The following is a 22204-nucleotide window of genomic DNA, read 5'->3' on the forward strand; positions in this document are numbered from 1 at the left end:
TGGTCATAAGTAACCAGCGATTAACACCGGACCGTTGACAACCTATTCAGGTACAGAGAACTCTGCATGACGATATGCAGGCCGGGCAAGGGACACCTCATGATCCAGTTCGACACGGTCCACAAGCGCTTCCCCAACGGCACCACAGCAGTCCACGACCTCTCTCTGGAGATGCCGGAAGGCGGCGTGACCGTCCTCGTCGGATCTTCCGGTTGCGGTAAGACCACCACCCTCCGGATGATCAACCGGATGGTCGATCCGACCTCCGGCACCATCCGCGTCGGCGGCAAGGACGTCCTCGAGCAGGACGCGGCCGAACTGCGCCGCTCCATCGGTTACGTCATCCAGCAGGCCGGCCTCTTCCCGCACCGCACGGTGCTCGACAACATCGCCACCGTGCCGCTGCTGCTGGGCTGGGGCCGCAAGAAGGCCAGGGCGCGGGCGGCCGAGCTCCTGGAGACCGTCGGCCTCGCCGCCGACGCCGGCAAGCGCTACCCGCACCAGCTCTCCGGCGGCCAGCAGCAGCGCGTCGGCGTGGCCCGCGCGCTCGCCGCCGACCCGCCCGTCCTGCTCATGGACGAGCCCTTCGGCGCGGTCGACCCGGTCGTGCGCACCCAGCTCCAGGACGAACTGCTCCGCCTCCAGAAGGAGCTCAGCAAGACCATCGTCTTCGTCACCCACGACATCGACGAGGCCGTCCGGCTCGGCGACCAGATCGCGATCTTCCGCACCGGCGGACATCTGGTGCAGTGCGCGACCCCGGCCGACCTGCTCGCCCGCCCCGCGGACGACTTCGTCGCCGACTTCCTCGGTGCCGAGCGGGGCCTGAAGCTCCTCTCGCTCCAGCACCTCGCCGACGTGCCGCAGGGCCCGGCCCCCGAGGGCGGCGCCTGGACCCTCGTCCTCGACGAGGCCCGCAAGCCGCGGCACTGGCGTGCGACGACGGACGACGCCGAACTCCCCGTACGACCGCTCAAGGACACCGACTCCCTGCTGGCGGCGCTCAACGAGTCCATCGCCTCACCCACCGGACTGGTCGCACGCGTGGACGCCGACGGCGTGCTCACCGGCGTCACCTCCCGCGACGACATCCACGAGCACGCGAGCAAGGCGCACGGCACCCACGGCACCGCGAGCGTGGCGATATGACCGTCGACTGGTCCTGGATCGGCGACCACACCCACGACCTCACCACCCTCGCCCTCTCCCACCTCCAGGCCGCGCTGCTGGCGGTCTTCTTCGGCCTGCTGATCTCCCTCCCGCTGGCCGTCGTGGCCCACCGGGTACGCGCCCTGCGCGGCGTGCTCCTCGGCCTCTCGAACGTCCTCTTCACGATCCCGTCGATCGCGATCTTCGTCCTCCTGCTCCCGGTGAGCGGCCTGACCCGCACCACCACGGTCATCGGCCTGACGGTCTACACCCTGGTCGTCCTGCTCCGGAACACGGTCGAGGGCCTCGACTCGGTCCCCGTGAAGACCAAGGAAGCCGCCAAGGCGATGGGCACCCGCCCGCTGCGGACCCTGCTCACCGTCGAACTCCCGATCGCCCTCCCCGTGATCATGGCGGGCGTGCGGATCGCGACGGTCATGTCGATCTCCCTGGTCTCCGTGGCCACCTACATCGGCGACGGCGGACTCGGCCAGCTCTTCACGGACGGCTTCCAGCGCAACTTCCCGACGCCGGTGATCGTCGGCGTGGTCCTGACCCTGCTGCTCGCGCTGGTCGCGGACGCGCTGCTGGTCGCGATCCAGTACGTACTCACTCCGTGGACGAGGCGGCGAGCCTGACATGTACGAACTCTTCAAGAACCTCGCCAAGTGGCTGGTCAGCGGCGATCAGTGGGCCGGCACCGACGGCATCGCGCACCGGATCGCCGAGCACCTGGAGTACTCGCTCCTCGCCACGCTCATCGCGGCCGCGATCGCGCTGCCGCTGGGCCTGCTGATCGGTCACACCGGCAAGGGCGCGTTCCTCGCCATCAACCTGTCCTCCTTCGGCCGGGCGCTGCCGACCGTGGGCCTGGTCGTCCTGGTCTTCCTGGTCAGCGGCCTGTCGCTGTGGTCGGTGTACGTGGCCCTTGTCGTCCTCGCGGTACCGGCCATCGTCACCAACACCTACGCCGGTATGAGCGCCGTCGACCCTGAGGTCAAGGACGCGGCGCGCGGGCAGGGCATGCGAGGCCACCAAGTCCTCTTCCAGGTCGAGATCCCGCTCGCCCTCCCTCTGATCATGACCGGCCTGCGCCTCTCCCTCATCCAGGTGGTGTCCACCGCCACGATCGCCGCGTACGTCAGCTTCGGCGGTCTTGGCCGGTACGTCTTCGACGGCCTGGCGCAGCGCGACCTCGTCCAGGTCCTCGGCGGGGCGGCGCTGGTCGCGATCGTCGCCGTCGTGCTCGACCTCGCGCTGGCCGGACTCCAGCGCTACCTCTTCCTCCGCCGTACCTCCGCCCACTGAGGAGCCGAAGAACCATGAACCGTAGGACTCTGCTCGGCGGCCTCTTCGCCGCGGCCTCCGTCCCCGCCCTGGCCGCCTGCAGCAGCGGCATCACCTCGCTGGACAGTTCCGGCAGCGGCAGCGGCGGCGGCTCCGGATCCAGTGCCGGCGGCGTGACCATCGGCACCGCCAACTTCACCGAGAACCAGATCCTCGGCTACCTGTACGCGGGTGTCCTGGACGCCGCGGGCGTCAAGACGAAGGTCCGCCCCAACCTCGGCTCACGCGAGATCGTCGTGCCCGCGCTGGAGGGCGGCGACATCGATCTCCTCCCCGAATACCAGGGCAGCCTGCTCCTCTACCTGGACGCGAAGGCCACGGACACCGAGGCCGGCGCGATGCAGAACACGCTGACGACCGTGCTCCCCAACAGCCTCGAAGTCCTCCCCTACGCGGCGGCCGAGGACCGCGACAGTTTTGCCGTCACCAAGGAGACGGCGGCCAAGTACGGTCTGACCTCCCTGGCCGACCTGCGCAAGGCCAACGGCAAACTGGTCCTGGGTGCCGCCGCCGAGATGAAGAAGCGGGTCGTCGGCGTCGTGGGCCTCAAGGACCGCTACGGGGTGGAGTTCAAGGAGTTCAAGTCCCTCGACTCCTCGGGCCCGTTGGTCAAGGGCGCCCTGAAGAAGGGCGACATCGACGTCGCCAACGTCTTCACCACGGACGTGGACGTCATCGAGAACGGCTGGGTCGTCCTCACCGACCCCCTCAACCTGATCCCCTCCCAGCACATCGTCCCCCTCATCGCCTCCCGCAAGGCCGACGCGAAGGTCCGCAAGGCCCTGGCCGCCCTCGGCAACGTCCTCACCTCCGAGGAACTGACCAAGCTCAACCGCCTGGTGGACAAGGAGAAGAAGGACCCGGACGCGGTCGCCAACGCGTGGCTGAAGAGCAAGAAGCTGGCATGAATCCCTCCCTTGGCGCCGCGCCCCAGACCCAGTGGGTGGTTCTTCGGCTGCGGGTGCACGGGGGCCGGTCGCGCAGTTCCCCGCGCCCCTAAAGCCACGCCCCGTGCGTGGGGGCCGGGGCTGGGCGCGCGGTTCCCCGCGCCCCTGAAGCCTCGGGCCGGCCGGAGTTTGAGGACGAGGCCGTTCAGCCGGTGCGGGGGTCCAGGGGGCGCAGCGCCCCTGGCGGGGGTCTGGGGGCGCAGCCCCCAGGGATGGGACGGGTAGGGGCGGCGGGGGCGAGGAACCCTGTGGGGCTACACCCGGACCGCTGAGCCCCGTTCGCTCATCCTCGGCGCGCACAGGATCCGCTTCTTCCGGACCCGTTTCCCCTCGATCGCCGCGACGGTCAGGCGGGCGGCCTCCGCGGCGATCTCCGGGAGGCCCCAGTCCACCGTGGTCAGCGGTGGGGTGAGCACCCGGGACACGGGGTGGTCGTCGAAGCCGACCACGGAGACGTCCCGGCCGACGGACAGCGAGGCCTCGGCGGCGGCGGCGTACACCCCGTACGCCAGCGAGTCGGAGAAGCAGAAGACGGCGGTCGCGGGCCGGGGCCCGTCAAGGAGGCGTCGGGCGACGACCGTGGCCTCGCCCAACTCCTGCGGGCACGGGACCAGTTCGGCAAGGAGCCCGAGCCGTTCCGCGGCCTCGCGGACGTACACGTCGGCGGGCCGGTCGGGCGTGCTCGGCCGGGTCGGGGTCAGCACGGTCACCCGGCGGTGGCCGAGCCCGTACAGATATTCCAGGACGGCGTCGATGCCGGCCCGGTTGTCGAAGATGACCTGCCCGGCGGTACGGGCCGTGCTGAGCGAGTCCCCGACGGCCACCACCGGCAACGCCTCGGCGATCGCCGCCCACCCCTCGGCAGAGGGGTTCACCGGCGACACCAGCAGCGCGTCGACACGTTGGTCGCGCAGCTGCTTGGCGAGCTTCAGCTCACGGTCGGGGTCACCGCCCGCGTCGAGGATCAGCGCGTAGCGGTCGCCGGCCAGCAGCTCCCGGCCGATGGCGGCCATCAGCTGCTGCTGCCAGAGGTCCTGGAGGTCGCCCGCCAGGACACCGACCATGCTGGTACGACCGCTGGCGAGGGCGCGGGCGATGGGGTCGGCCTCGTAGCCGAGGTCGGCGGCGGCCTTGCGCACCCGCTCCTCCGTCTCCTTCGAGACGTGCTTGCCACGCAGGGCGTAGGAGACGGCGGCGGTGGAGAGACCAGTGGCCTCGGCCACCTCCCGGAGGGTGGTGCGCTTATTGGGCCTGGCCATGCCGGGAAGCCTACCGGGACACGTCCACATCGCGGGCATACGGCGCCCTCCACCCCAGGGGCGCATGGTTGACAGAGAGGCTTGTTAACCGCTTAAGTTAACCGCATAAGTGAACCGGTTAACCACGCTCAGACCAGTCACCCCACCCCACCCCATCCCTCCCCGAAGACCGAAGACCGAGGACCCGAGGAACGCCGCGTGCCCACCGACGTCCACCAGCACATCTGGCCGCCCGCCTTCGTCGAGCTGCTGCGCGCCCGCACCGCACCCCCGTACCTCGACGGCTGGACCCTGCACCTGACGGGCGAGCCGCCGTACGAGGTCGACCCGGCCGACCACGACGTCGCGGCCCGCACCGCACTCGCCCACTCCGACGGTCTGGACCTGGCCCTGGTCTCCCTCTCCAGCCCGCTCGGCATCGAACACCTGCCGGCCGCCGAGGCCGCCCCACTGCTCGCCGCCTTCCACGACGGCGCCCTCGCGCTCCCGGCCCCCTTCGGCGTCTGGGCCTCCGCCTGTCTGTCGGAACCGGACACGGACCCGGACGCGGTCGAGCGCGAACTCCGCCGGGGCTGCGCAGGCCTCCAACTCCCCGCCACCGCCCTGCTGGACGCGGCCGGCTGGGACTTCTGCGCACCCCTCCTCGACGTCCTCACCCGCCACGACAAGCCGCTGTTCGTGCACCCGGGCACGGCTCCGCTCACCCCCGGCACCCCGCCCTGGTGGCCCGCGCTGGTCCCGTACGTCCACCAGATGCACGCGTCCTGGTTCGCCTTCCGCGCCTTCGGCCGCGCCCGTCACCCCCGTCTGCGTGTCTGTTTCGCCGCCCTCGCGGGCCTCGCCCCGCTGCACGGCGAACGGTTCGCGGCGCGCGGCGGCGGGCGCGGCGAGGTCGACTTCGACGCCTTCTACGAGACCTCGTCGTACGGGACCCGCGCCGTGGACGCGCTCGTGCGGGCCGTCGGCGTCGACGTGGTCGTCAGCGGCAGCGACCGCCCCTACGCCTCCCCCACCGTTCCCGACCTCGGCGCGGCCGCCGCCGTCCACGCCCTGCGCACCGCCAACCCCGCCCGCCTCCTGAAGGGAGCCACCCCATGACGTACGAGGCCCTGCCGGACCGCACGCTCGACAAGCGCGAGCTCCAGGCCCTCGTCGACGACCTCGCCGGCCGCCCCGAACTCTGGCGCGAACAGGTCGCGTTCTCCGACGAGGAGCGGCACTACGCGTCGCTGTACCGCGACGAGTACGTCGATGTCTGGCTGCTGTGCTGGACCCGGCGCAACGACACCGGCTGGCACGACCACGACATCTCCTCCGGTGCGGTCGGCGTCGTGCAGGGCGCGCTGACCGAGTCCAACCCGCGCATCGGCGGCAGCCATCTGTCCGTCACCGTCGGCGCGGGCGAGTCCTTCTGCTTCGGCCCCGATCACATCCACCGTCTCACCGGCGCCACCGACGACGCGGTGTCGATCCACGCGTACTCGCCGCCGCTGTGGCGCCTGGGCCAGTACGACATCACCGAGGACGGCCTGATGCGCCGTATCTCCGTCTCGTACGCGGACGAGCTGCGGCCCCTGGACCTTCCCGCGGACAGCTCCGCAGCCTGATCAAGGGGCGGTATCGCGGCAGCGATGATCCGACGACGATTCAACCAAGGATCATTAAATCGATACTCAGAGTGAGAGAGTGTGCGCCTACGGTGATGGAGCGCTACAGGCACAACTCCTGAGGGAGCGTCATGCCCTCGAACCGCAGGGCCTTTCTGGCGGCGACCACCGCCTCCGTACTCACCACCACAGCGTCGGCTCCGGCCGTCGCCGCCCCCCGCTCCCGGCCGGCGAACGCCCGCGCGGCGCTCGACGAACTCCTCGCGGGCAACCGGCGGTACGCCGCCGGGCGGCCACGTCATCCGCACGAGGAGCGCGCCCGGCGGCATGTCCTCGCCGCCGGGCAGCACCCGTTCGCGGTCGTCGTCGGCTGCATCGACTCCCGGGTCCCGCCCGAGCTGGTCTTCGACCAGGGGATCGGGGACCTGCTGTGCATAAGGACCGCCGGGCAGGTGCTCGACGAGGCGGTCCTCGCGTCCGTCCAGTACGGGGTGGAGGAGCTGGGCGTTCCCCTCGTGCTGGTGCTGGGGCACGAGCGCTGCGGGGCCGTCGCGGCGACGCTCGAACACCTCCGCACGGGGGCACCCGTGCCCGGCCATCTCGCCCTTCTGGTGGACGAGATCACGCCCGCGGCGCTCCGTACCCGGGCGGTGCCCGGGGACTGGGCCGACCACACCGTGCGGGCGCACGCGGCCTGGGTCCGGGACGCGATCCGGGCGGACCCGGCCTTCACCGCGGCGCATGTGGCCGCCGCGCGGTTCGACCTCGACACCAGCCTGGTCGCCCTCCTCCCCTAGCTCGGGGTGCAGGCCCCGGACATGCCCCCGGGGGTGCAGCCCAGCCCCAACAGGGGGGCTATCCCCAGTGCCCCGGGAGCCGCCGCTCCCTACCCTGAACAGCATGACCGGTAGGGAAGCGGGCGGCGACGCCGAACTGAAGAAGGAACTCGACGCCACCCTGCACGCGCGCAGGGAGTTGGGCGAGGAATACGAGTCCGCGCTCGTCGACTCGTTCCTGGAGAAGGTCGAACAGCGCCTCGACGGAGCGGTGGACCGCCGGGTACGGCGGCAGCTGGCCGAGCAGCAGATGGTGGTGGCCCGCGGTACGCGCTCCCCGCAGGGGACGTCGGATTCGTGGGGGGAGCGCTTCGGTTTCGGGATCGTGTCGCTCGTCCTGGCGGTCCCTCTGTCCGCGATCGGCGGCGGCGTGGCGCATCTGCCCGGCCTGTTGGTCGCCTGGGCCGGCATCGTGGGCGTCAACGTGGTCCAGGCCGCGCGCGTCACCCCGAACATCTTCGGCCGCCGCAGGGGCAAGGACTCCGACTGGGACGAGTAGTCAGCGGCGCCGTTTCGGGCGCAAAGACGCGGAAGGGCCCGGCACCTGTGACAGGTGCCGGGCCCTCTCCACGTGTTGCGCGGGGACCGCCGCACCCCCGTTACCGGGGGGCGGGACGACGGCGGTCCCCGCGAGGGACGCGGGCCGGGTCAGGGCCGGGCTTGCGCGTCCGTGGCGTCCATGGAGGTCCGGGAGCCGCTCCGGAGGTCCTTGGCGCCGTTTTGGCGTCGGCCGAGGCGGGGAGCCGCTCCCGCCCTGCCGACACCCACTAATGTGCCGGATCCGTGTTAAGCGGGTGCTGCGCGGACGTGACGCGCTCGTACCACTTCCGCGAAGTTCCCCGCCGAAAGACGGGAAGATCCCCCTCAGGAGGGGAACTTCGGGAAATATCCTCCCGCCGCCTGCGGAAATCGCCCCGACCGGCGCCTTCTTGCCCGCGGGGCGCTCCCGTCGGCTCCTACTGCTTGGCGCCGCCCTTGGCGAGGAAGGACAGCAGGTCCTGGCGGCTGACGACACCGGTCGGCTTGCCCTCGACGAGCACGATCGCCGCGTCGGCGCTGCCGAGCACGGACATCAGGTCGCCGACCGGTTCGCCGGAGCCGACCTGCGGCAGCGGCGCCGACATGTGCTTCTCCAGCGGGTCCTGCAACGAGGCGCGCTGGGTGAACAGGGCGTCGAGCAGCTCCCGTTCCACGACGGACCCGACGACCTCGGCGGCCATCACGTCCGGGTGACCGGCGCCCGGCTTGACGATCGGCATCTGCGAGACGCCGTACTCGCGCAGCACCTCGATGGCCTCGCCGACCGTCTCGTCCGGGTGCATGTGGACGAGGGAGGGGATGGCGCCGGACACCTTGTCGTTCAGCACGTCAGCGACGCGCGCGCTCGGGCCGGAGTCCTCCAGGAACCCGTAGTCGGCCATCCACTCGTCGTTGAAGATCTTGCTGAGGTAACCGCGCCCGCTGTCGGGCAGGAGCACCACCACGACGTCGTCGGGTCCGAGCCGCTCGGCCACCCGCAGCGCGGCGACCACGGCCATCCCGCAGGAACCGCCGACGAGCAGCCCCTCCTCCTTCGCGAGCCGCCGCGTCATCTGGAAGGAGTCCTTGTCGGACACGGCCACGATCTCGTCCGCGACCGTCCGGTCGTAGGCCGTCGGCCAGAAGTCCTCACCGACGCCCTCGACGAGGTACGGCCGCCCGGACCCGCCGGAGTACACGGATCCCTCCGGGTCGGCGCCGACGACCTTGACCTTGCCGTCGCTCGCGTCCTTCAGATAGCGCCCGGTCCCGGAGATCGTGCCGCCGGTGCCGACGCCCGCCACGAAATGGGTGATCCTCCCCTCCGTCTGCTCCCACAGCTCGGGGCCGGTGGAGTGATAGTGCGAGAGGGGGTTGTTCGGGTTGGAGTACTGGTCGGGCTTCCAGGCGCCGGGCGTCTCACGGACCAGCCGGTCGGAGACGTTGTAGTACGAGTCCGGGTGCTCCGGGTCGACGGCCGTGGGGCAGACGACGACCTCGGCGCCGTACGCCCGCAGCACGTTGATCTTGTCCGTGCTCACCTTGTCGGGGCAGACGAAGATGCACTTGTAGCCCTTCTGCTGGGCCACGATGGCCAGCCCGACCCCGGTGTTTCCGCTGGTCGGCTCGACGATCGTGCCGCCGGGCTTGAGGGCGCCGCTCTCCTCCGCGGCCTCGATCATGCGCAGGGCGATGCGGTCCTTCACGGACCCGCCGGGGTTGAAGTACTCAACCTTCGCCAGGACGGTCGCCTGGATACCTGCGGTCACGTTGTTGAGCCTCACCAGCGGGGTGTTGCCGACGAGGCTGATCATCGAGTCGTGGAATTGCACCGTTGTCTCCGGAGCTGCGTTTTAACAGGAATGGTCCCGTCAGCCTAAGGCCCTGGGTGACGGTTCACTCGCCGTTGAGATTGGCCGACCTGCTCCACGGGGCAAGCAGTGGTTGTACGGCTACGAGGAGGTGGCGGCGACGTATGTCGAGCTTGTCGAGGGCGAGGGTGGCACGGCGGATCGCGGCGGGCGCGGCGTACGGCGGCGGCGGGATCGGGCTGGTCGGTGCCGCGGCGGTCGGGGTGGTGCTGGCCGAGGTGCAGCTGGCGAAGCGCCATGTGGGCAACGGGCACGCGCACGCGCCGCGCGCCGATGGTCTCTACGGGTACGCGTACGCCGTGCAGGACGGGCCGCCGCTGCGGCTGACCATGCTGGGTGACTCGACGGCGGCCGGTCAGGGCGTGCACCGGGCCCGCCAGACGCCCGGCGCGCTGCTGGCGTCCGGGCTCGCGGCGGTCGCCGAACGCCCCGTCGAGCTGTGCAACGTCGCGCTGCCCGGCGCCCAGTCCGACGACCTCGACCGTCAGGTCGCGGTCGCCCTCGCGGACACCTCGCGGGTGCCGGACATCTGCGTGATCATGATCGGCGCCAACGATGTCACCCACCGGATGCCGCCGACGCGGTCGGTGCGCCATCTGTCGGCCGCGGTGCGACGGCTGCGTACGGCGGGGGCGGAGGTCGTCGTCGGGACCTGCCCCGACCTGGGCACGGTCGAGCAGGTCCAGCAGCCGCTGCGCTGGCTGGCCCGCCGCGCCTCGCGCCAGCTCGCCGCCGCGCAGACGATCGGCGCGGTCGAGCAGGGCGGCCGTACCGTCTCGCTGGGCGACCTGCTGGGCCCCGAGTTCGAGGCGAATCCGCGCGAGCTGTTCGGCCCCGACAACTACCACCCCTCGGCGGAGGGGTACGCGACGGCGGCGATGGCCGTCCTCCCCACCGTCTGCGCGGCGCTGGGCCTCTGGCCGGCCGAGGAGGAACGCCCGGACGTCTCCCGTCACGAGGGCTTCCTGCCGGTCGCGCGGGCCGCGGCGGAGGCGGCGTCCGAGCCGGGCACGGAGGTCACGGCCGCCATGCCCACGGGACCGCGGGGCCCGTGGGCCCTCCTCAAGCGCCGCCGGCGCCGGCGCGTCCCCGCCACGGATCCGGCTCCCGCGCCGACGCCGTCCGCGTGAGACGCCCGCTGCGGGTGCGGGGGCGTGTTCGCTCGCTGCGGGCGCCGGGTGTGTTCGCTCGCTGCGGGCGCGGGAGTGTGTTCGCTCGCTGCGGGCGCGTGGGGGCTTGGCGCGCCGTTCCCCGCGCCCCTCAGCGCGGGGCTGCGCCCCGAAACCCCCGGCGCCCGAACTTCCTCGGCTGCCCGCCGGTGGGGGCTTGGCGCGCCGTTCCCCGCGCCCCTCAGGGCGGGGCTGCGCCCCGGTTCGCCGCGTCTCTGGGGGCGGGGATGCGCCTCGGATCCTCGCGCCCCTGGATGCCTCCAGCAATCCAGGTGAGGAAAGCAAGCGCTTAGAAATGCGGTCCTAGTCACACCGTCGGAGCGGTGACCCGGGCGGTACGGGCGGGTAACTTCCCAAGCAGCCCTGCCCGTCCACCCCATAGCGCCCATGGAGCCGTGATGCCCGAAGCCGTGATCGTCTCGACCGCCCGTTCTCCCATCGGCCGCGCTTTCAAGGGCTCCCTCAAGGACCTCCGCCCGGACGACCTCACCGCCACGATCATCCAGGCCGCCCTCGCCAAGGTCCCCGAGCTGGACCCCAGGGACATCGACGACCTGATGCTCGGCTGTGGCCTCCCCGGCGGCGAGCAGGGCAACAACCTCGGCCGCATCGTCGCCGTGCAGATGGGCATGGACCACCTCCCGGGCTGCACCATCACCCGTTACTGTTCCTCGTCCCTCCAGACGAGCCGCATGGCCCTGCACGCCATCAAGGCCGGCGAGGGCGACGTCTTCATCTCGGCCGGCGTCGAGCTGGTCTCCCGCTTCACCAAGGGCAACTCCGACTCCCTCCCCGACACGCGCAACCCCTTCTTCGCGGAGGCCGAGGCCCGCACCGAGGCCGTCGCCAAGTCCGAGGGCTCGACCTGGCACGACCCGCGCGAGGACGGCCTCGTCCCGGACGCCTACATCGCGATGGGCCAGACCGCCGAGAACCTCGCCCGCATCAAGGGCGTCACCCGCCAGGACATGGACGAGTTCGGCGTCCGCTCCCAGAACCTCGCCGAGGAAGCCATCAAGAACGGCTTCTGGGAGCGCGAGATCACCCCGGTCACCACCCCCGACGGCACGGTCGTCAGCAAGGACGACGGTCCGCGCGCGGGTGTGACGCTGGAGGGCGTCCAGGGCCTCAAGCCCGTCTTCCGCCCCGACGGCATGGTCACGGCCGCGAACTGCTGCCCTCTCAACGACGGCGCCGCCGCCCTCGTGATCATGTCCGACACGAAGGCCCGCGAGCTCGGCCTCACCCCGCTCGCCCGCATCGTCTCGACCGGCGTCACCGGCCTCTCCCCCGAGATCATGGGCCTCGGCCCGGTGGAGGCCAGCAAGCAGGCCCTCCAGCGCGCCGGCCTGACCGTCGACGACATCGACCTCTTCGAGATCAACGAGGCCTTCGCCGCCCAGGTGATCCCCTCCTACCGCGACCTGAACATCCCGCTGGAGAAGCTGAACGTGAACGGCGGCGCCATCGCCGTCGGCCACCCCTTCGGCATGACCGGCGCCCGCATCACCGGCACGCTCATCAACTCCCTCCAGTTCCACGACAAGCAGTTCGGCCTGGAGACGATGTGCGTGGGCGGCGGCCAGGGCATGGCGATGGTCATCGAGCGTCTCAGCTAGTCCGTACGGGTAACCAACACCGAGCCCAGCGTGACCGGATCGGCCCAGAGCCCAGTAACCACCTGGGCTCTGGGCCGATTTGTGATCCAATCCCCCCCAAGATGTGACCTATCTCCCCTCGGAGAGGGATTTACGCAGGTCAGAGCCGCTGCGCGACTAAACCCGAGGGCCAAAGTCCTGTCCTATTCGTGACGTTACGCACTGACAGCAGGATGGTCCGCCCTTCAAGCTGATGTAGGAAGTCGGGGGGTCGACTTTGAACCGGGAGTACGTCAGTGAGCGCCATGCCGATTGCTTTGCTGCTCACCACCGCCGCGACCGCGGCCGTGGGCGTCGCCGTTCTGCGCACCCTGCAGGGTCTGCGCCGGCAGGTCGCGGCCCTGCACAACGAGCTGGCCGAGAGCCGCGCCACGGCCCTCACGCACGGCCTCGTACCGGCGGCACGCTCGGCCGCGGACACGGACGAGATACGCGCTGCCGTCGCCGAGGCGCTCGCCGAGGAACGGGAGCGGGAGCTCGCCGAGGCGCGGGCGTTCTGGGCCGCCCAGGAGGCGCGTGACGCCTCGGACGCGCCCTCCCTGCTCGGTCTGCCCGACAGCGAACTGTTCATGCCCCGCGAGTCGGACTTCGTGAGCCTGGAGCCCCTGGAGCCGGTCACCGAGGCGGGCCTCGACGCCGACGAGTACGCGGGCGACTCGCCCGAACTGGCCGCCGCCCGCCGCCGTCACCCCTCGCACCCGGACTTCGTCCCGGTCCAGTCACCCGTCGTGAACGACCACGAGCGCACGGTGTCCTGCCTGGAGGAGCTCGCCGAGTCCCGCACCGAGCTGGCGGACGTCCGCCCCGGCCCGCTCGGCACCCTCGACGTCTACGTCTTCGCCGACGGTACGACCCTGTGCATGACCCCCGGCCACCGCGAAACCGCGGAACGGCTGGCCGCGGCCCTGCACGCCGGCGAAACCCCGGTCCTCCTCGGCGGCTCCGGCATCTCCGGCGCCTACGCCCTGACCTTCGCCTGCGGCGAGGAGAACATCTACATCCTGGCGGACAGGGTCATAGCGTCTCTGTGAGCCCCCGCAGCAAGCCCCTGCACCGGCGTCACACCCCGGCTCTCTTCTGCGCCTCCTCCACCAGCAACACCGCCTCCGCCAGCTCCCCCTCGTCCCTCAGGACGACCGCCAAATCATGCACCGCGACGGTGATTTGATCAGCGACGGCGAACATCCCCGCGTCCGGCATCTCCAAAGGCTCGGCCGAGGGGTCCTCCACCCGCTGCGCCCACCGTGCCAACTCCCTGGCCAGCCCCAGCGCCTCCGCGGCGGCCCCTCTTTGCAGCCGGCTCTGCGGCGCGGCCCGCAACCGGTCGGCGAAGTGGTCCACGGCTCGGGTCAGCGGCGTCGTATCAAGCACGCCGCGAGACTACGCGCCGCGACGGGACTGTTGCCAACAACCGAACCCTCAGGCACCGTGGCGTGAAGGACCGGCTTACACCCCATTGCGTCCGGAGGCGCCGATGTCCCAAGTGTTCTCCCAGGAGACCCACCGCAATCTGCTCGCCCGCATTCCCCATTGCACCGGTCGTGAAGTCTCCGACTGGCTGCGCACCGTCGACGAAGGCCCCACCCTCTTCCGCTTCGAGGAGAAGGTCAGCTGGCTCCGCGCCGAGCACAACCTCGCGTACGGCCACGCCAAGGCGATCATTCACGAGTACGACTTGAGGAGGGCCGCGCGCAAGCTGCTCTGAGCGCGCACCACCAGGACCAGGCATCCCCCATGACAAAGGGCCCGCGAACCGTCGGTTCGCGGGCCCTTCAGGCCGGTCACCGGCCCGTTCGGCCGGTAGGGGTCGGCTAGTCGTCGCCGCTGAAGATCGCGACCAGCCGCAGCATCTCGACGTAGATCCACACGAGGGTCATGGTCAGGCCGAACGCGGCCAGCCAGGCCTCCTCCTTCGGCGCGCCGTACGCGATGCCGTCCTCGATCTGCTTGAAGTCGAGGGTCAGGAAGAACGCGCCGATCAGGATCGCCAGAATGCCGACGATCGCGCCCAGCGGGCCCATGCTGCGCAGTCCGCCGTCGCCCGCGACACCGAAGGCGACGAGCAGCAGGTTGACCGCCATGACGACCACGAAGGCGATCGCGATGGTCATACCGATGCGCGCGTACCGCGCGGTCACGCGGACCCAGCCCGCCTTGTAGACGAGGAGGGTCGCTCCGGAGACCGCCATGGTGCCGAGCACGGCCTGGAACGGCGCGCCGCTCCACCGGCTGTTGTACATCTCGCTGATGACCCCGAGGAAGACGCCCTCGAAGGCGGCGTAACCGAGGATCAGCGCGGGCGAGGCCGTGCGCTTGAAGGACTGCACCATCGCGAGGACGAACGCGACGAGCGCGGAGCCGATGGCGAGCCCGTAGCTGGTGCTGGACACCGGAAGCAGCGCCCAGGCGAGGATCGCGCCCACGGTGACGGTGCCGAGCGTCATGGCCGAGCGCATGACGACGTCGTCCATCGTCATCCGGCCGGTGGAGACCGGGGCCTGCGGCGGTGCGCCGGGCTGCAGGCCCTGCTGGGCGTAAGGGTTCTGCGCGTAGGGGTTGCCGCCCTGGGCGTACGGGTTGGCCTGCGTGCCGACAGCGGGTCCCCCGGCCTGCGGCGCCGCGTTGAATCCCGCGTAGCCGTTGTCGCGGCTGAACCCCCGTCGCGAGAAGACCGGGTTGCTGCTCCTCATTTCACTCCTCCATGGCCACCGTGCGTGGCCTTGGCCTCAAGGGTAATGGGTAGGCAAAGGACTGACCCTACTGCTTGGGGAGGATCTTTCCCTCACGTTGCCAAGGTACGCGTGTGTTTCCCGGCCCGCGCGCACTGGTACCAAGCCGTGACAGGCCCCTTACGCCCTGCTTGGCGGGGTCTCGGGACTCCGCGGCGGTCAGCCCAGAGGAAACCCGGTGTACCCCTCCGCCAGGTCCGTCCCGGCCGCCCGTGAGGTGGCGATCCGGCGCAGCCGGGCCAGCTGGACGCGGTCCTCGAAGGGGGACGCGTCCGGGGCGCGGTGCAGCAGGGTGGTCATGTCGTACGAGAACCGCTCGGCCTGCCAGACGCGGCGCAGACAGGTCTCGGAGTACGCGTCGAGCCGTTCCGCCGATCCGGTCTCCTCCAGGTGGACCAACGCGCGGGCGAACGTCACCACGTCGCCGACGGCGAGGTTGAGCCCCTTGGCGCCGGTCGGCGGAACGATGTGGGCGGCGTCCCCGGCGAGGAAGAGCCGCCCGTGCCGCATGGGCTCGTGGACGTAACTGCGCATCGGGGTGACGGACTTGGAGGTGATGGCGCCGCGCTCCAGACTCCACCCGTCGGCGGTCTCGAAGCGCCGCTCCAGCTCGTCCCAGATCTCCTCGTCCGCCCACGAGCCGGCGTCCGTGCCCTCGGGCACCTGGAGGTAGAGCCGGGAGACGGCGGGCGAGCGCATGCTGAGCAGGGCGAAGCCGCGGTCGTGGCGGGCGTAGACCAGTTCGTCGTGGGAGGGCGGCACGTCGGCGAGAATCCCGAGCCAACCGAAGGGGTACGTCCGTTCGAATACACGGGAGTGCTCGGCGGGTATCGCCTGCCGGGCCACTCCCCAGAACCCGTCACAGCCCACGACGTAATCGCACTCCAGCACGTCCTCGCGGCCCTCGTTCCCCTCGTCCCCCTCGTTCCCCTCGTTTCTCTCGTTCCTCTCGTGCCCCTCGCTCCTCCCGCGCCGGAAGCGGACCCGCGGCCGCTCGCTCTCCACCCCCTCCACCGCCAGCGCCTCGGCCCCGAAGAGCAGCGGGCCGCCCTCCTCGAGCTGGAGCGCGACGAGGTCCTTGCAGACCTCCGTCTGGGCGTACACCATCACGGAGCTGCCGCCGGTCAGGGCGGGGAAGTCGACCCGGTGCCGCTCCCGCGCGAACCGCAGCTCGATCCCGTCGTGCCGCAGCCCCTCCCGGTCCATCCGCCCGCCGGCCCCGGCGGCCCGCAGCACGTCCACCGTCCCCTGCTCCAGGATCCCGGCGCGCTGGCGCTGCTCGACGTACGCCCGGTCGCGGCTCTCCAGCACGACGGAGTCGATCCCCGCGTTGTGCAGCAACCGCGCCAGCAGCAGGCCGGCCGGCCCGGCTCCGATGATTCCGACGGTGGTACGCATCCGGCACGCCCCTTCGCGTTCCGCTCAGCCCGCAGTCCAGCTCGTTCGCCTGGTGAAAATTACTTCACCATTTCCTGACGGGAGTCTGCGGCGGCACGCGCTTGCTGTCAACGGTTCACGACGAAGACGCCGAAGGCGCCCCTGAGGGACGCAAGAGGACAGAAGGGTCGGAGGTGCCCGGAACCGGACTTGAACCGGTACGCCCGCGAGGGGCAGCGAGGTTTAAGCTCGCCGTGTCTGCATTCCACCATCCGGGCAGGCCATGGGCTCCGCATCGAGGTTCCGAGCCTATCGGGACGCATCCCTCGAACAGTGGGCGAGCGAACCGATGTTGTCTTATTTTATTGACGTCTGAGGGTGCATCAGCCCCCGGTACGGGCCATCCGCACTTGCCAATAGGGTTTCTGGCGGCACAGACCCGCGTATACGGAATGACGGAATTTCACCGTCCGAACGGACGCACCCACAGGGGTCGTACCCGGACGGCGCTCAGGAAGCACTCAGGGAGCACTCGGGGCGCGCCCTCATCCCCAGGTATGACAAGACCGTCCGCGGTCCGACCCGAGGCTGCCCCCGGAACCGGAACAGCGGCTGACTCCACGGCGCAAAACGGCCGCGAGGATGGGACACGTCCCCAAAAAACGCCGTCGTCCCGACAGGAGCACCCTCCCGTGACCAGCACGCCCCTCGCCGACCGGGCCACCACCGTGGCCGCCCGCGCCACGGAACTGTCGAAGGTCTACGGACAGGGCGAGACCCAGGTGGTCGCCCTCGACCGGGTCTCCGTCGACTTCCGGCAGGCGGAGTTCACCGCGATCATGGGCCCCTCGGGGTCCGGCAAGTCCACGCTGATGCACTGCGTGGCGGGCCTCGACACCTTCTCCTCCGGCTCCGTGCGCATCGGGGAGACCGAGCTCGGCTCTCTCAAGGACAAGCAGCTCACCAAGCTCCGCCGGGACAAGATCGGCTTCATCTTCCAGGCGTTCAACCTGCTGCCGACGCTGACGGCCCTGGAGAACATCACCCTCCCGATGGACATCGCGGGCCGCAAGCCCGACCGCGAGTGGCTGGACAAGGTCATCACGATGATCGGTCTCTCCGACCGCCTCAGCCACCGGCCCTCCCAGCTCTCCGGCGGCCAGCAGCAGCGCGTCGCCGTCGCCCGCGCGCTCGCCTCCCGGCCCGACATCATCTTCGGCGACGAGCCGACCGGAAACCTCGACTCGCGCTCGGGTGCCGAGGTGCTGGGCTTCCTGCGCAACTCGGTACGGGAGTTGGGGCAGACCGTGGTGATGGTGACCCACGACCCGGTCGCGGCGGCGTACGCGGACCGGGTGGTCTTCCTCGCGGACGGCCGGATCGTGGACGAGGTGTACGGGCCGACGGCGGACTCCGTCCTGGACCGCATGAAGCAGTTCGACGCCAAGGTCCGCACCAGCTGAACGGCCTGTACGGCCTCGTCCTCGACCCCCGGACGGGCTGAAGTCGCGCGCAGCGCCGCCCCTTCAGGGGCGCGGGGAGCTGCGCGACCAGCCCCCGCCGGCCCGCAGACAGGGCCACACCCTCCGCCTGCCGACCGCCTCACCCTCCTGGACTGAGAAAACTCCATGTTCCGAACCGCCTTGCGCAACGTGCTCGCGCACAAGGCCAGGCTCCTGATGACCGTGCTCGCCGTAATGCTCGGCGTGGCGTTCGTATCGGGCACCCTGGTCTTCACCAACACCATCTCCGACGCCTACCAGAAGAGCTCCGCCAAGGGCTTCGGCCAGGTCGACGTCGCCATCCAGCCCGAGGCCCAGGACGACAAGGGCGACAAGGTCGGCAAGGAGCGGAAGCTCACGCAGGCACTGCTCGAGAAGGCCTCCAAGGTCCCCGGCGCCGGCAACACCGTAGGCGTCGTGAGCGGCTTCACCGCGATAGCCGGCAAGAACGGAAAACTCGTCGGCAGCGGCTTCCAGTCGCAGGGCGGCAACTACTGGGGCACCAAGGACGCCCGCTACCCGCTGACCAGCGGCCACGCGCCGAAGGGCAGGAACGAGGTCGCGATCGACTCGGAGACCGCCAGGCGCGCGGGCTACAAGGTCGGCGACACCGTACGGCTCTCCGTCGACGGCCCCGTCCTCAAGCCCACCGTCGCCGGAGTCTTCACCACCGACGACGGCAACGTCGCGGCCGGCGGCAGCCTCGCCCTCTTCGACACGGCGACCGCGCAGCAGCTCTTCCACCGCGTGGGCGAGTACGACGAGATCGACGTGAAGGCCGCGTCCGGCACCAGCCAGACCGCCCTGCGCGCCGCCCTCGACCAGGTCATCCCGAAGGGCGTCGCCTCCACCACCACCGGCAAGCAACTCGCCGACGACCAGGCGAGCGCGATCGCCTCCGCGATGAGCGGCATGAAGACGGGCCTGCTGGTCTTCGCGGGCATCGCGCTGTTCGTCGGTACGTTCATCATCGCCAACACCTTCACCATGCTGGTCGCCCAGCGCACCAAGGAACTGGCCCTGCTGCGCGCCGTCGGCGCCTCCCGCCGTCAGGTCACCCGCTCCGTGCTCGTCGAGGCCTTCGTCGTCGGCGCGGTCGCCGCGGTGGCGGGTCTGCTCGCGGGCATCGGCATCGGCGCGGGCATGCGCTCCCTGATGGGCTCGCTCGGCGCCACCGTCCCGGACGGCCCGCTGGTGATCTCGCCCGGCACGATCGCCACGGCCCTGCTCGTCGGCATCCTCATCACCATGCTGGCCGCCTGGCTGCCCGGCCGTCGCGCCGCGCAGATCCCGCCGGTCGCCGCGATGAGCAGCGTGCACGCGCAGGCGTCGACGAAGTCCCTGGTCGTACGGAACACGATCGGCGCCCTGTTCGCCGCGGCCGGCATCGCCGTCGTCCTGTACGCGACGACCATGAGCGGCTCGGACGGCCAGGCCCCGATGGGGCTCGGCGCGGTCCTCCTCATCATCGGCGTCTTCGTGCTGACCCCGCTGCTCTCCCGCCCCCTGATCGCGGCGGCGGCCCCGGTGCTCCGTGTCTTCGGGGTCTCCGGCAAGCTGGCCCGCCAGAACTCGGTGCGCAACCCGCGCCGTACGGCCGCCACCGCCTCCGCCCTGATGATCGGCCTCACCCTGATCACCGGTATGACGGTGATGGCTGGCAGCCTGCAGAAGTCGATCGACAAGATGGCCAGCTCCGCGATCAAGGCGGACTACGTCGTGTCGATGGCGAACGGCGTCCCCCTCTCCCCGGCCGTCGCGAAGACCCTCGCCGGCCTCGACGGTGTCACCGACACCAGCCCCCTGCGCACCTCCCCCTCGCGCATCGACGGCACGTCCGAGTTGCTGGCGGGCGTGAACGGCGAGTCCATCGCCAAGCTCACCGACCTCACGCTCGACGAGGGCGCCTTCAACGTCGGCGGCACCCAGGTCGTCGTGGACGACGACACCGCCAAGTCGCACGGCTGGAAGGCCGGTTCGGACCTCGCGGTCTCCTACGAGGACGGCAAGAAGCAGCGCCTCACCGTCGCCGGGATCTACCACGGCAACATGATGATCAACGGCATCATGGTCGACAACGCGACGCTCGCTCCGCACCTGACGGACGTCTCCGACATGCAGGTCATGCTGAAGACGTCCAACGGCACGTCCGACGCGACCAAGAACAAGCTGGAGAAGGCCCTCGGCGACAACCCGGCCATCCAGGTCCAGGACAAGAAGGACATCTCCAACGGCATCGCGCAGATGTTCACCCTGATCCTGAACATGCTCTACGGCCTGCTCGCCATGGCGGTCATCGTCGCCGTCCTCGGTGTCATCAACACCCTGGCCATGTCGGTCTTCGAGCGCTCCCAGGAGATCGGGATGCTCCGCGCGATCGGCCTCGACCGCAAGGGCATCAAGCGGATGGTCCGCCTGGAGTCCCTGGTCATCTCGCTCTTCGGCGGCGTGCTCGGCATCGGCCTGGGCGTGTTCTTCGGCTGGGCGGCCGGCGAGCTCGTCGGCAGCAGGATGTCGACGTACGAACTGGTCCTGCCCTGGGCCCGGATGGCTCTCTTCCTGCTCCTCGCGGGGACGGTCGGCGTGCTGGCCGCGCTGTGGCCGGCCCGCCGGGCGTCCCGCCTGAACATGCTGTCGGCGATCAAGTCGGAGTAGCGGCGCAGGAACCGTCACGAACGTCGGGGCCCCGTTCCGGATCGGAACGGGGCCCCGGTCGTCGGCGGACCACTTCAGTGGGCGGGGTTCCAGGTTCTGGCCCGCAGGGGCATTCCGGAGGAGCCGGAGGGCTCGGGGGTCCTGACCGCCAGCACCTGGTTGACGCCGATGCGGTTGCGCTCGAAGGCGACCGCGGAGGCCGCCATGTAGAGACGCCAGACACGGGCGCGGCCCGGACTGGTGAGCGCCACGGCCCGCGCCCACTGCGCCTCCAGGTTGGTGACCCAGCGGCGGAGCGTGAGGGCGTAGTGCTCGCGGATCGACTCGACGTCGCGGACCTCGAACCCGGCGCGTTCCAGCTGGGTGACGGTCGTGCCGATGGGCGCGAGCTCGCCGTCCGGGAAGACGTACGCGTCGATGAACTCGTCCACGTCGTACGCCGATTCGTCCCGCCGGGGCGGCCGTGCGATCTGGTGGTTGAGCAACCGCCCACCCGGCTTGAGGAGGCGGTACAGCACCTCGGCGTACTCCAGGTAGCGCTCGGCGCCCACGTGTTCGGCCATGCCGATGGAGGAGATCGCGTCGTACGGCCCGTCGGCGACGTCCCGGTAGTCCTGCACCCGGATCTCCACCCGGTCGGTCAGTCCCTTGTCCGCGACCCGCTTACGGGCGTACGCGGCCTGCTCGTGCGAGAGCGTGACCCCGACGACGCTCACGCCGTGCTCGCGGGCGGCGTGGATCGCCATCGAGCCCCAGCCGCAGCCGACGTCGAGGAGCCGCTGACCCGGCCTCAGATCGAGCTTCCGCGAGATGAGTTCCAGCTTGTCGCGCTGGGCGTCCTCGAGGATGCCGCCGTCTTCCCAGTAGGCGCACGAATAGACCATCGAGGGCCCGAGGACGATCTCGTAGAAGTCGTTGCCCACGTCGTAGTGGTGGCTGATGGCGCGCTGGTCGCTGCGCTTGGTGTGGAGGTGGCCGCGGCGCCTGCGCACCTCCTCCTGGGGCGGGCTGGGCGGCAACGGGAGGCCACCCATCTTCACCAGTCCGCGCACGGCGGCCCGTACCTCCGGATCGCGCAGGGCCTCCGCGACGCCTCGCGCGTCCTCGCCCCGGTCCCAGACCAGCCCCGACAGCAGGTCGAGCGCGGTGTAGAGGTCACCCTCCACTCCCAGGTCCCCGGCGACCCAGGCCCGGGCCAGCCCCACCTCACCCGGTTTCCACAGCAGCCGGCGCAGAGCGCGCCGGTTGCGTACGACGACGGCGGGGGCGCCGGGAGGGCCCGCCTCCGAGCCGTCCCAGGCGCGGATGCGGAGGGGGAGCGGAGCCCCCACCAACTGTTCGACAAGGCTCTTCAGCCGCGGCGCGGCGTCCTGCATGGCGTACACCTCCGAGACAACACTCCCGAACGCTCCAACACCACGTAAACACCAACTGGCCTCGTGCGCAGTCCCCCTTCCGCGTTACAGCTGAGCAAAATACCTGTACCTACCACGTTCTTCCGCCCCCGCCGCCCCTACCCGTCCCCTCCCCACCGGGGGCTCCGCCCCCAGACCCCCGGGCGGGTTCGTCGGCCGACGGC

At 70.6% G+C, this 22204-nt stretch carries 20 protein-coding genes and 1 tRNA gene; 14 read left to right on the forward strand and 7 right to left on the reverse strand.

Going from position 1 to position 22204, the window contains the following annotated elements:
• Positions 1-99 precede the first annotated feature (99 nt).
• Genes ACIQTP_RS39665 through ACIQTP_RS39680 form a run of 4 tightly spaced genes read left to right on the forward strand, consistent with a single transcriptional unit; the run spans position 100 to position 3404 of the window.
• A complete protein-coding gene (locus ACIQTP_RS39665; protein WP_403409100.1) occupies positions 100-1149 on the forward strand; it encodes an ABC transporter ATP-binding protein in 1050 nt (349 codons plus the stop codon).
• A complete protein-coding gene (locus ACIQTP_RS39670) occupies positions 1146-1787 on the forward strand; it encodes an ABC transporter permease (protein WP_403409102.1) in 642 nt (213 codons plus the stop codon). Before ACIQTP_RS39665 ends, ACIQTP_RS39670 begins: the two co-directional genes overlap by 4 nt.
• Before the next feature lies 1 nt (position 1788).
• A complete protein-coding gene (locus ACIQTP_RS39675) occupies positions 1789-2457 on the forward strand; it encodes an ABC transporter permease (protein ID WP_403409105.1) in 669 nt (222 codons plus the stop codon).
• 14 nt (positions 2458-2471) lie between these two features.
• Positions 2472-3404 (forward strand): ABC transporter substrate-binding protein, encoded by a 933-nt coding sequence (locus ACIQTP_RS39680; RefSeq protein WP_403409108.1) that lies wholly within the window; start codon positions 2472-2474, stop codon positions 3402-3404.
• 293 nt (positions 3405-3697) lie between these two features.
• On the opposite strand, the gene ACIQTP_RS39685 is transcribed toward ACIQTP_RS39680, so the two are convergent.
• On the reverse strand, positions 3698-4702 hold the full coding sequence (locus ACIQTP_RS39685) for a LacI family DNA-binding transcriptional regulator (protein WP_403409111.1): 1005 nt from the start codon (positions 4700-4702) through the stop codon (positions 3698-3700).
• 198 nt (positions 4703-4900) lie between these two features.
• On the opposite strand from ACIQTP_RS39685, the gene ACIQTP_RS39690 reads away from it, so the two are divergent.
• The 4 genes from ACIQTP_RS39690 (at position 4901) to ACIQTP_RS39705 (ending at position 7644) form a co-directional block, all read left to right on the forward strand.
• Entirely contained in the window at positions 4901-5800 is a 900-nt protein-coding gene (locus tag ACIQTP_RS39690) for an amidohydrolase (RefSeq protein ID WP_403409114.1), read from the forward strand.
• Positions 5797-6309 carry a cysteine dioxygenase gene (locus ACIQTP_RS39695; protein WP_403409116.1) on the forward strand — a complete coding sequence of 171 codons (513 nt, stop codon included), beginning with the start codon at positions 5797-5799 and terminating at the stop codon, positions 6307-6309. Before ACIQTP_RS39690 ends, ACIQTP_RS39695 begins: the two co-directional genes overlap by 4 nt.
• 131 nt (positions 6310-6440) lie before the next feature.
• Positions 6441-7106: a carbonic anhydrase gene (locus tag ACIQTP_RS39700; protein ID WP_403409119.1), complete on the forward strand. Its 666-nt coding sequence runs from the start codon at positions 6441-6443 to the stop codon at positions 7104-7106.
• Between the two features lie 103 nt (positions 7107-7209).
• Positions 7210-7644 (forward strand): hypothetical protein, encoded by a 435-nt coding sequence (locus ACIQTP_RS39705; RefSeq protein WP_402042599.1) that lies wholly within the window; start codon positions 7210-7212, stop codon positions 7642-7644.
• Positions 7645-8101: 457 nt separating this feature from the next.
• Here the strand turns inward: ACIQTP_RS39705 and ACIQTP_RS39710 are convergent, their stop codons facing one another.
• The gene (locus tag ACIQTP_RS39710; RefSeq protein WP_054237278.1) at positions 8102-9496 is read right to left on the reverse strand and encodes a cystathionine beta-synthase; all 1395 of its coding nucleotides are present in this window, start codon (positions 9494-9496) and stop codon (positions 8102-8104) included.
• A 143-nt stretch (positions 9497-9639) separates the two neighbouring features.
• Between ACIQTP_RS39710 and ACIQTP_RS39715 the strand changes: the two genes are divergently transcribed.
• From ACIQTP_RS39715 to ACIQTP_RS39725, 3 genes are all read left to right on the forward strand, one after another.
• Positions 9640-10665, forward strand: a complete 1026-nt coding sequence (locus ACIQTP_RS39715) for an SGNH/GDSL hydrolase family protein (RefSeq protein WP_402042596.1) — start codon at positions 9640-9642, stop codon at positions 10663-10665.
• A gap of 437 nt (positions 10666-11102) precedes the next feature.
• Complete coding sequence (locus ACIQTP_RS39720; protein WP_402042593.1) at positions 11103-12323, forward strand: acetyl-CoA C-acetyltransferase; 1221 nt, start codon at positions 11103-11105, stop codon at positions 12321-12323.
• Positions 12324-12607: 284 nt separating this feature from the next.
• The gene (locus ACIQTP_RS39725) at positions 12608-13393 is read left to right on the forward strand and encodes a hypothetical protein (RefSeq protein WP_402042590.1); all 786 of its coding nucleotides are present in this window, start codon (positions 12608-12610) and stop codon (positions 13391-13393) included.
• A gap of 28 nt (positions 13394-13421) precedes the next feature.
• Here the strand turns inward: ACIQTP_RS39725 and ACIQTP_RS39730 are convergent, their stop codons facing one another.
• Positions 13422-13733 carry a hypothetical protein gene (locus ACIQTP_RS39730; RefSeq protein WP_402042587.1) on the reverse strand — a complete coding sequence of 104 codons (312 nt, stop codon included), beginning with the start codon at positions 13731-13733 and terminating at the stop codon, positions 13422-13424.
• Positions 13734-13836: 103 nt separating this feature from the next.
• Here ACIQTP_RS39730 and ACIQTP_RS39735 point away from each other — a divergent pair, with 103 nt between their 5' ends.
• Positions 13837-14067 carry a DUF4287 domain-containing protein gene (locus ACIQTP_RS39735; protein ID WP_402042584.1) on the forward strand — a complete coding sequence of 77 codons (231 nt, stop codon included), beginning with the start codon at positions 13837-13839 and terminating at the stop codon, positions 14065-14067.
• Positions 14068-14173: 106 nt separating this feature from the next.
• On the opposite strand, the gene ACIQTP_RS39740 is transcribed toward ACIQTP_RS39735, so the two are convergent.
• The 3 genes from ACIQTP_RS39740 to ACIQTP_RS39750 form a co-directional block, all read right to left on the reverse strand.
• On the reverse strand, positions 14174-15052 hold the full coding sequence (locus tag ACIQTP_RS39740; RefSeq protein ID WP_403409125.1) for a Bax inhibitor-1/YccA family protein: 879 nt from the start codon (positions 15050-15052) through the stop codon (positions 14174-14176).
• Positions 15053-15250: 198 nt separating this feature from the next.
• The gene (locus ACIQTP_RS39745) at positions 15251-16489 is read right to left on the reverse strand and encodes a 4-hydroxybenzoate 3-monooxygenase (RefSeq protein ID WP_403409128.1); all 1239 of its coding nucleotides are present in this window, start codon (positions 16487-16489) and stop codon (positions 15251-15253) included.
• 174 nt (positions 16490-16663) lie between these two features.
• Positions 16664-16746 (reverse strand) — tRNA-Leu (locus tag ACIQTP_RS39750).
• A gap of 414 nt (positions 16747-17160) precedes the next feature.
• On the opposite strand from ACIQTP_RS39750, the gene ACIQTP_RS39755 reads away from it, so the two are divergent.
• Together ACIQTP_RS39755 and ACIQTP_RS39760 are read left to right on the forward strand one after the other, a co-directional pair.
• Positions 17161-17931, forward strand: coding sequence for an ABC transporter ATP-binding protein (locus ACIQTP_RS39755; RefSeq protein WP_403409131.1), 771 nt, complete (start codon positions 17161-17163; stop codon positions 17929-17931).
• Positions 17932-18096: 165 nt separating this feature from the next.
• Positions 18097-20625, forward strand: a complete 2529-nt coding sequence (locus ACIQTP_RS39760) for an ABC transporter permease (protein WP_403409133.1) — start codon at positions 18097-18099, stop codon at positions 20623-20625.
• Positions 20626-20699: 74 nt separating this feature from the next.
• On the opposite strand, the gene ACIQTP_RS39765 is transcribed toward ACIQTP_RS39760, so the two are convergent.
• Positions 20700-22001 (reverse strand): class I SAM-dependent methyltransferase, encoded by a 1302-nt coding sequence (locus tag ACIQTP_RS39765; RefSeq protein ID WP_403409136.1) that lies wholly within the window; start codon positions 21999-22001, stop codon positions 20700-20702.
• Between the last annotated feature and the right edge of the window lie 203 nt (positions 22002-22204).

Origin of the sequence: Streptomyces sp. NPDC090798 (assembly GCF_044768965.1) — a bacterium.
Taxonomy (GTDB): Bacteria; Actinomycetota; Actinomycetes; order Streptomycetales; family Streptomycetaceae; genus Streptomyces.

What these genes read in the sequence shown, in the direction of transcription:
- ACIQTP_RS39685 (WP_403409111.1), bottom strand. Translation starts at nt 4,702, where the DNA reads ATGGCCAGGCCCAATAAGCGCACCACCCTCCGGGAGGTGGCCGAGGCC.
- ACIQTP_RS39715 (WP_402042596.1), top strand. Translation starts at nt 9,640, where the DNA reads ATGTCGAGCTTGTCGAGGGCGAGGGTGGCACGGCGGATCGCGGCGGGC.
- ACIQTP_RS39745 (WP_403409128.1), bottom strand. Translation starts at nt 16,489, where the DNA reads ATGCGTACCACCGTCGGAATCATCGGAGCCGGGCCGGCCGGCCTGCTG.
- ACIQTP_RS39700 (WP_403409119.1), top strand. Translation starts at nt 6,441, where the DNA reads ATGCCCTCGAACCGCAGGGCCTTTCTGGCGGCGACCACCGCCTCCGTA.
- ACIQTP_RS39680 (WP_403409108.1), top strand. Translation starts at nt 2,472, where the DNA reads ATGAACCGTAGGACTCTGCTCGGCGGCCTCTTCGCCGCGGCCTCCGTC.
- ACIQTP_RS39760 (WP_403409133.1), top strand. Translation starts at nt 18,097, where the DNA reads ATGTTCCGAACCGCCTTGCGCAACGTGCTCGCGCACAAGGCCAGGCTC.
- ACIQTP_RS39725 (WP_402042590.1), top strand. Translation starts at nt 12,608, where the DNA reads ATGCCGATTGCTTTGCTGCTCACCACCGCCGCGACCGCGGCCGTGGGC.
- ACIQTP_RS39765 (WP_403409136.1), bottom strand. Translation starts at nt 22,001, where the DNA reads ATGCAGGACGCCGCGCCGCGGCTGAAGAGCCTTGTCGAACAGTTGGTG.
- ACIQTP_RS39740 (WP_403409125.1), bottom strand. Translation starts at nt 15,052, where the DNA reads ATGAGGAGCAGCAACCCGGTCTTCTCGCGACGGGGGTTCAGCCGCGAC.
- ACIQTP_RS39720 (WP_402042593.1), top strand. Translation starts at nt 11,103, where the DNA reads ATGCCCGAAGCCGTGATCGTCTCGACCGCCCGTTCTCCCATCGGCCGC.
- ACIQTP_RS39705 (WP_402042599.1), top strand. Translation starts at nt 7,210, where the DNA reads ATGACCGGTAGGGAAGCGGGCGGCGACGCCGAACTGAAGAAGGAACTC.
- ACIQTP_RS39665 (WP_403409100.1), top strand. Translation starts at nt 100, where the DNA reads ATGATCCAGTTCGACACGGTCCACAAGCGCTTCCCCAACGGCACCACA.
- ACIQTP_RS39670 (WP_403409102.1), top strand. Translation starts at nt 1,146, where the DNA reads ATGACCGTCGACTGGTCCTGGATCGGCGACCACACCCACGACCTCACC.
- ACIQTP_RS39695 (WP_403409116.1), top strand. Translation starts at nt 5,797, where the DNA reads ATGACGTACGAGGCCCTGCCGGACCGCACGCTCGACAAGCGCGAGCTC.
- ACIQTP_RS39735 (WP_402042584.1), top strand. Translation starts at nt 13,837, where the DNA reads ATGTCCCAAGTGTTCTCCCAGGAGACCCACCGCAATCTGCTCGCCCGC.
- ACIQTP_RS39675 (WP_403409105.1), top strand. Translation starts at nt 1,789, where the DNA reads ATGTACGAACTCTTCAAGAACCTCGCCAAGTGGCTGGTCAGCGGCGAT.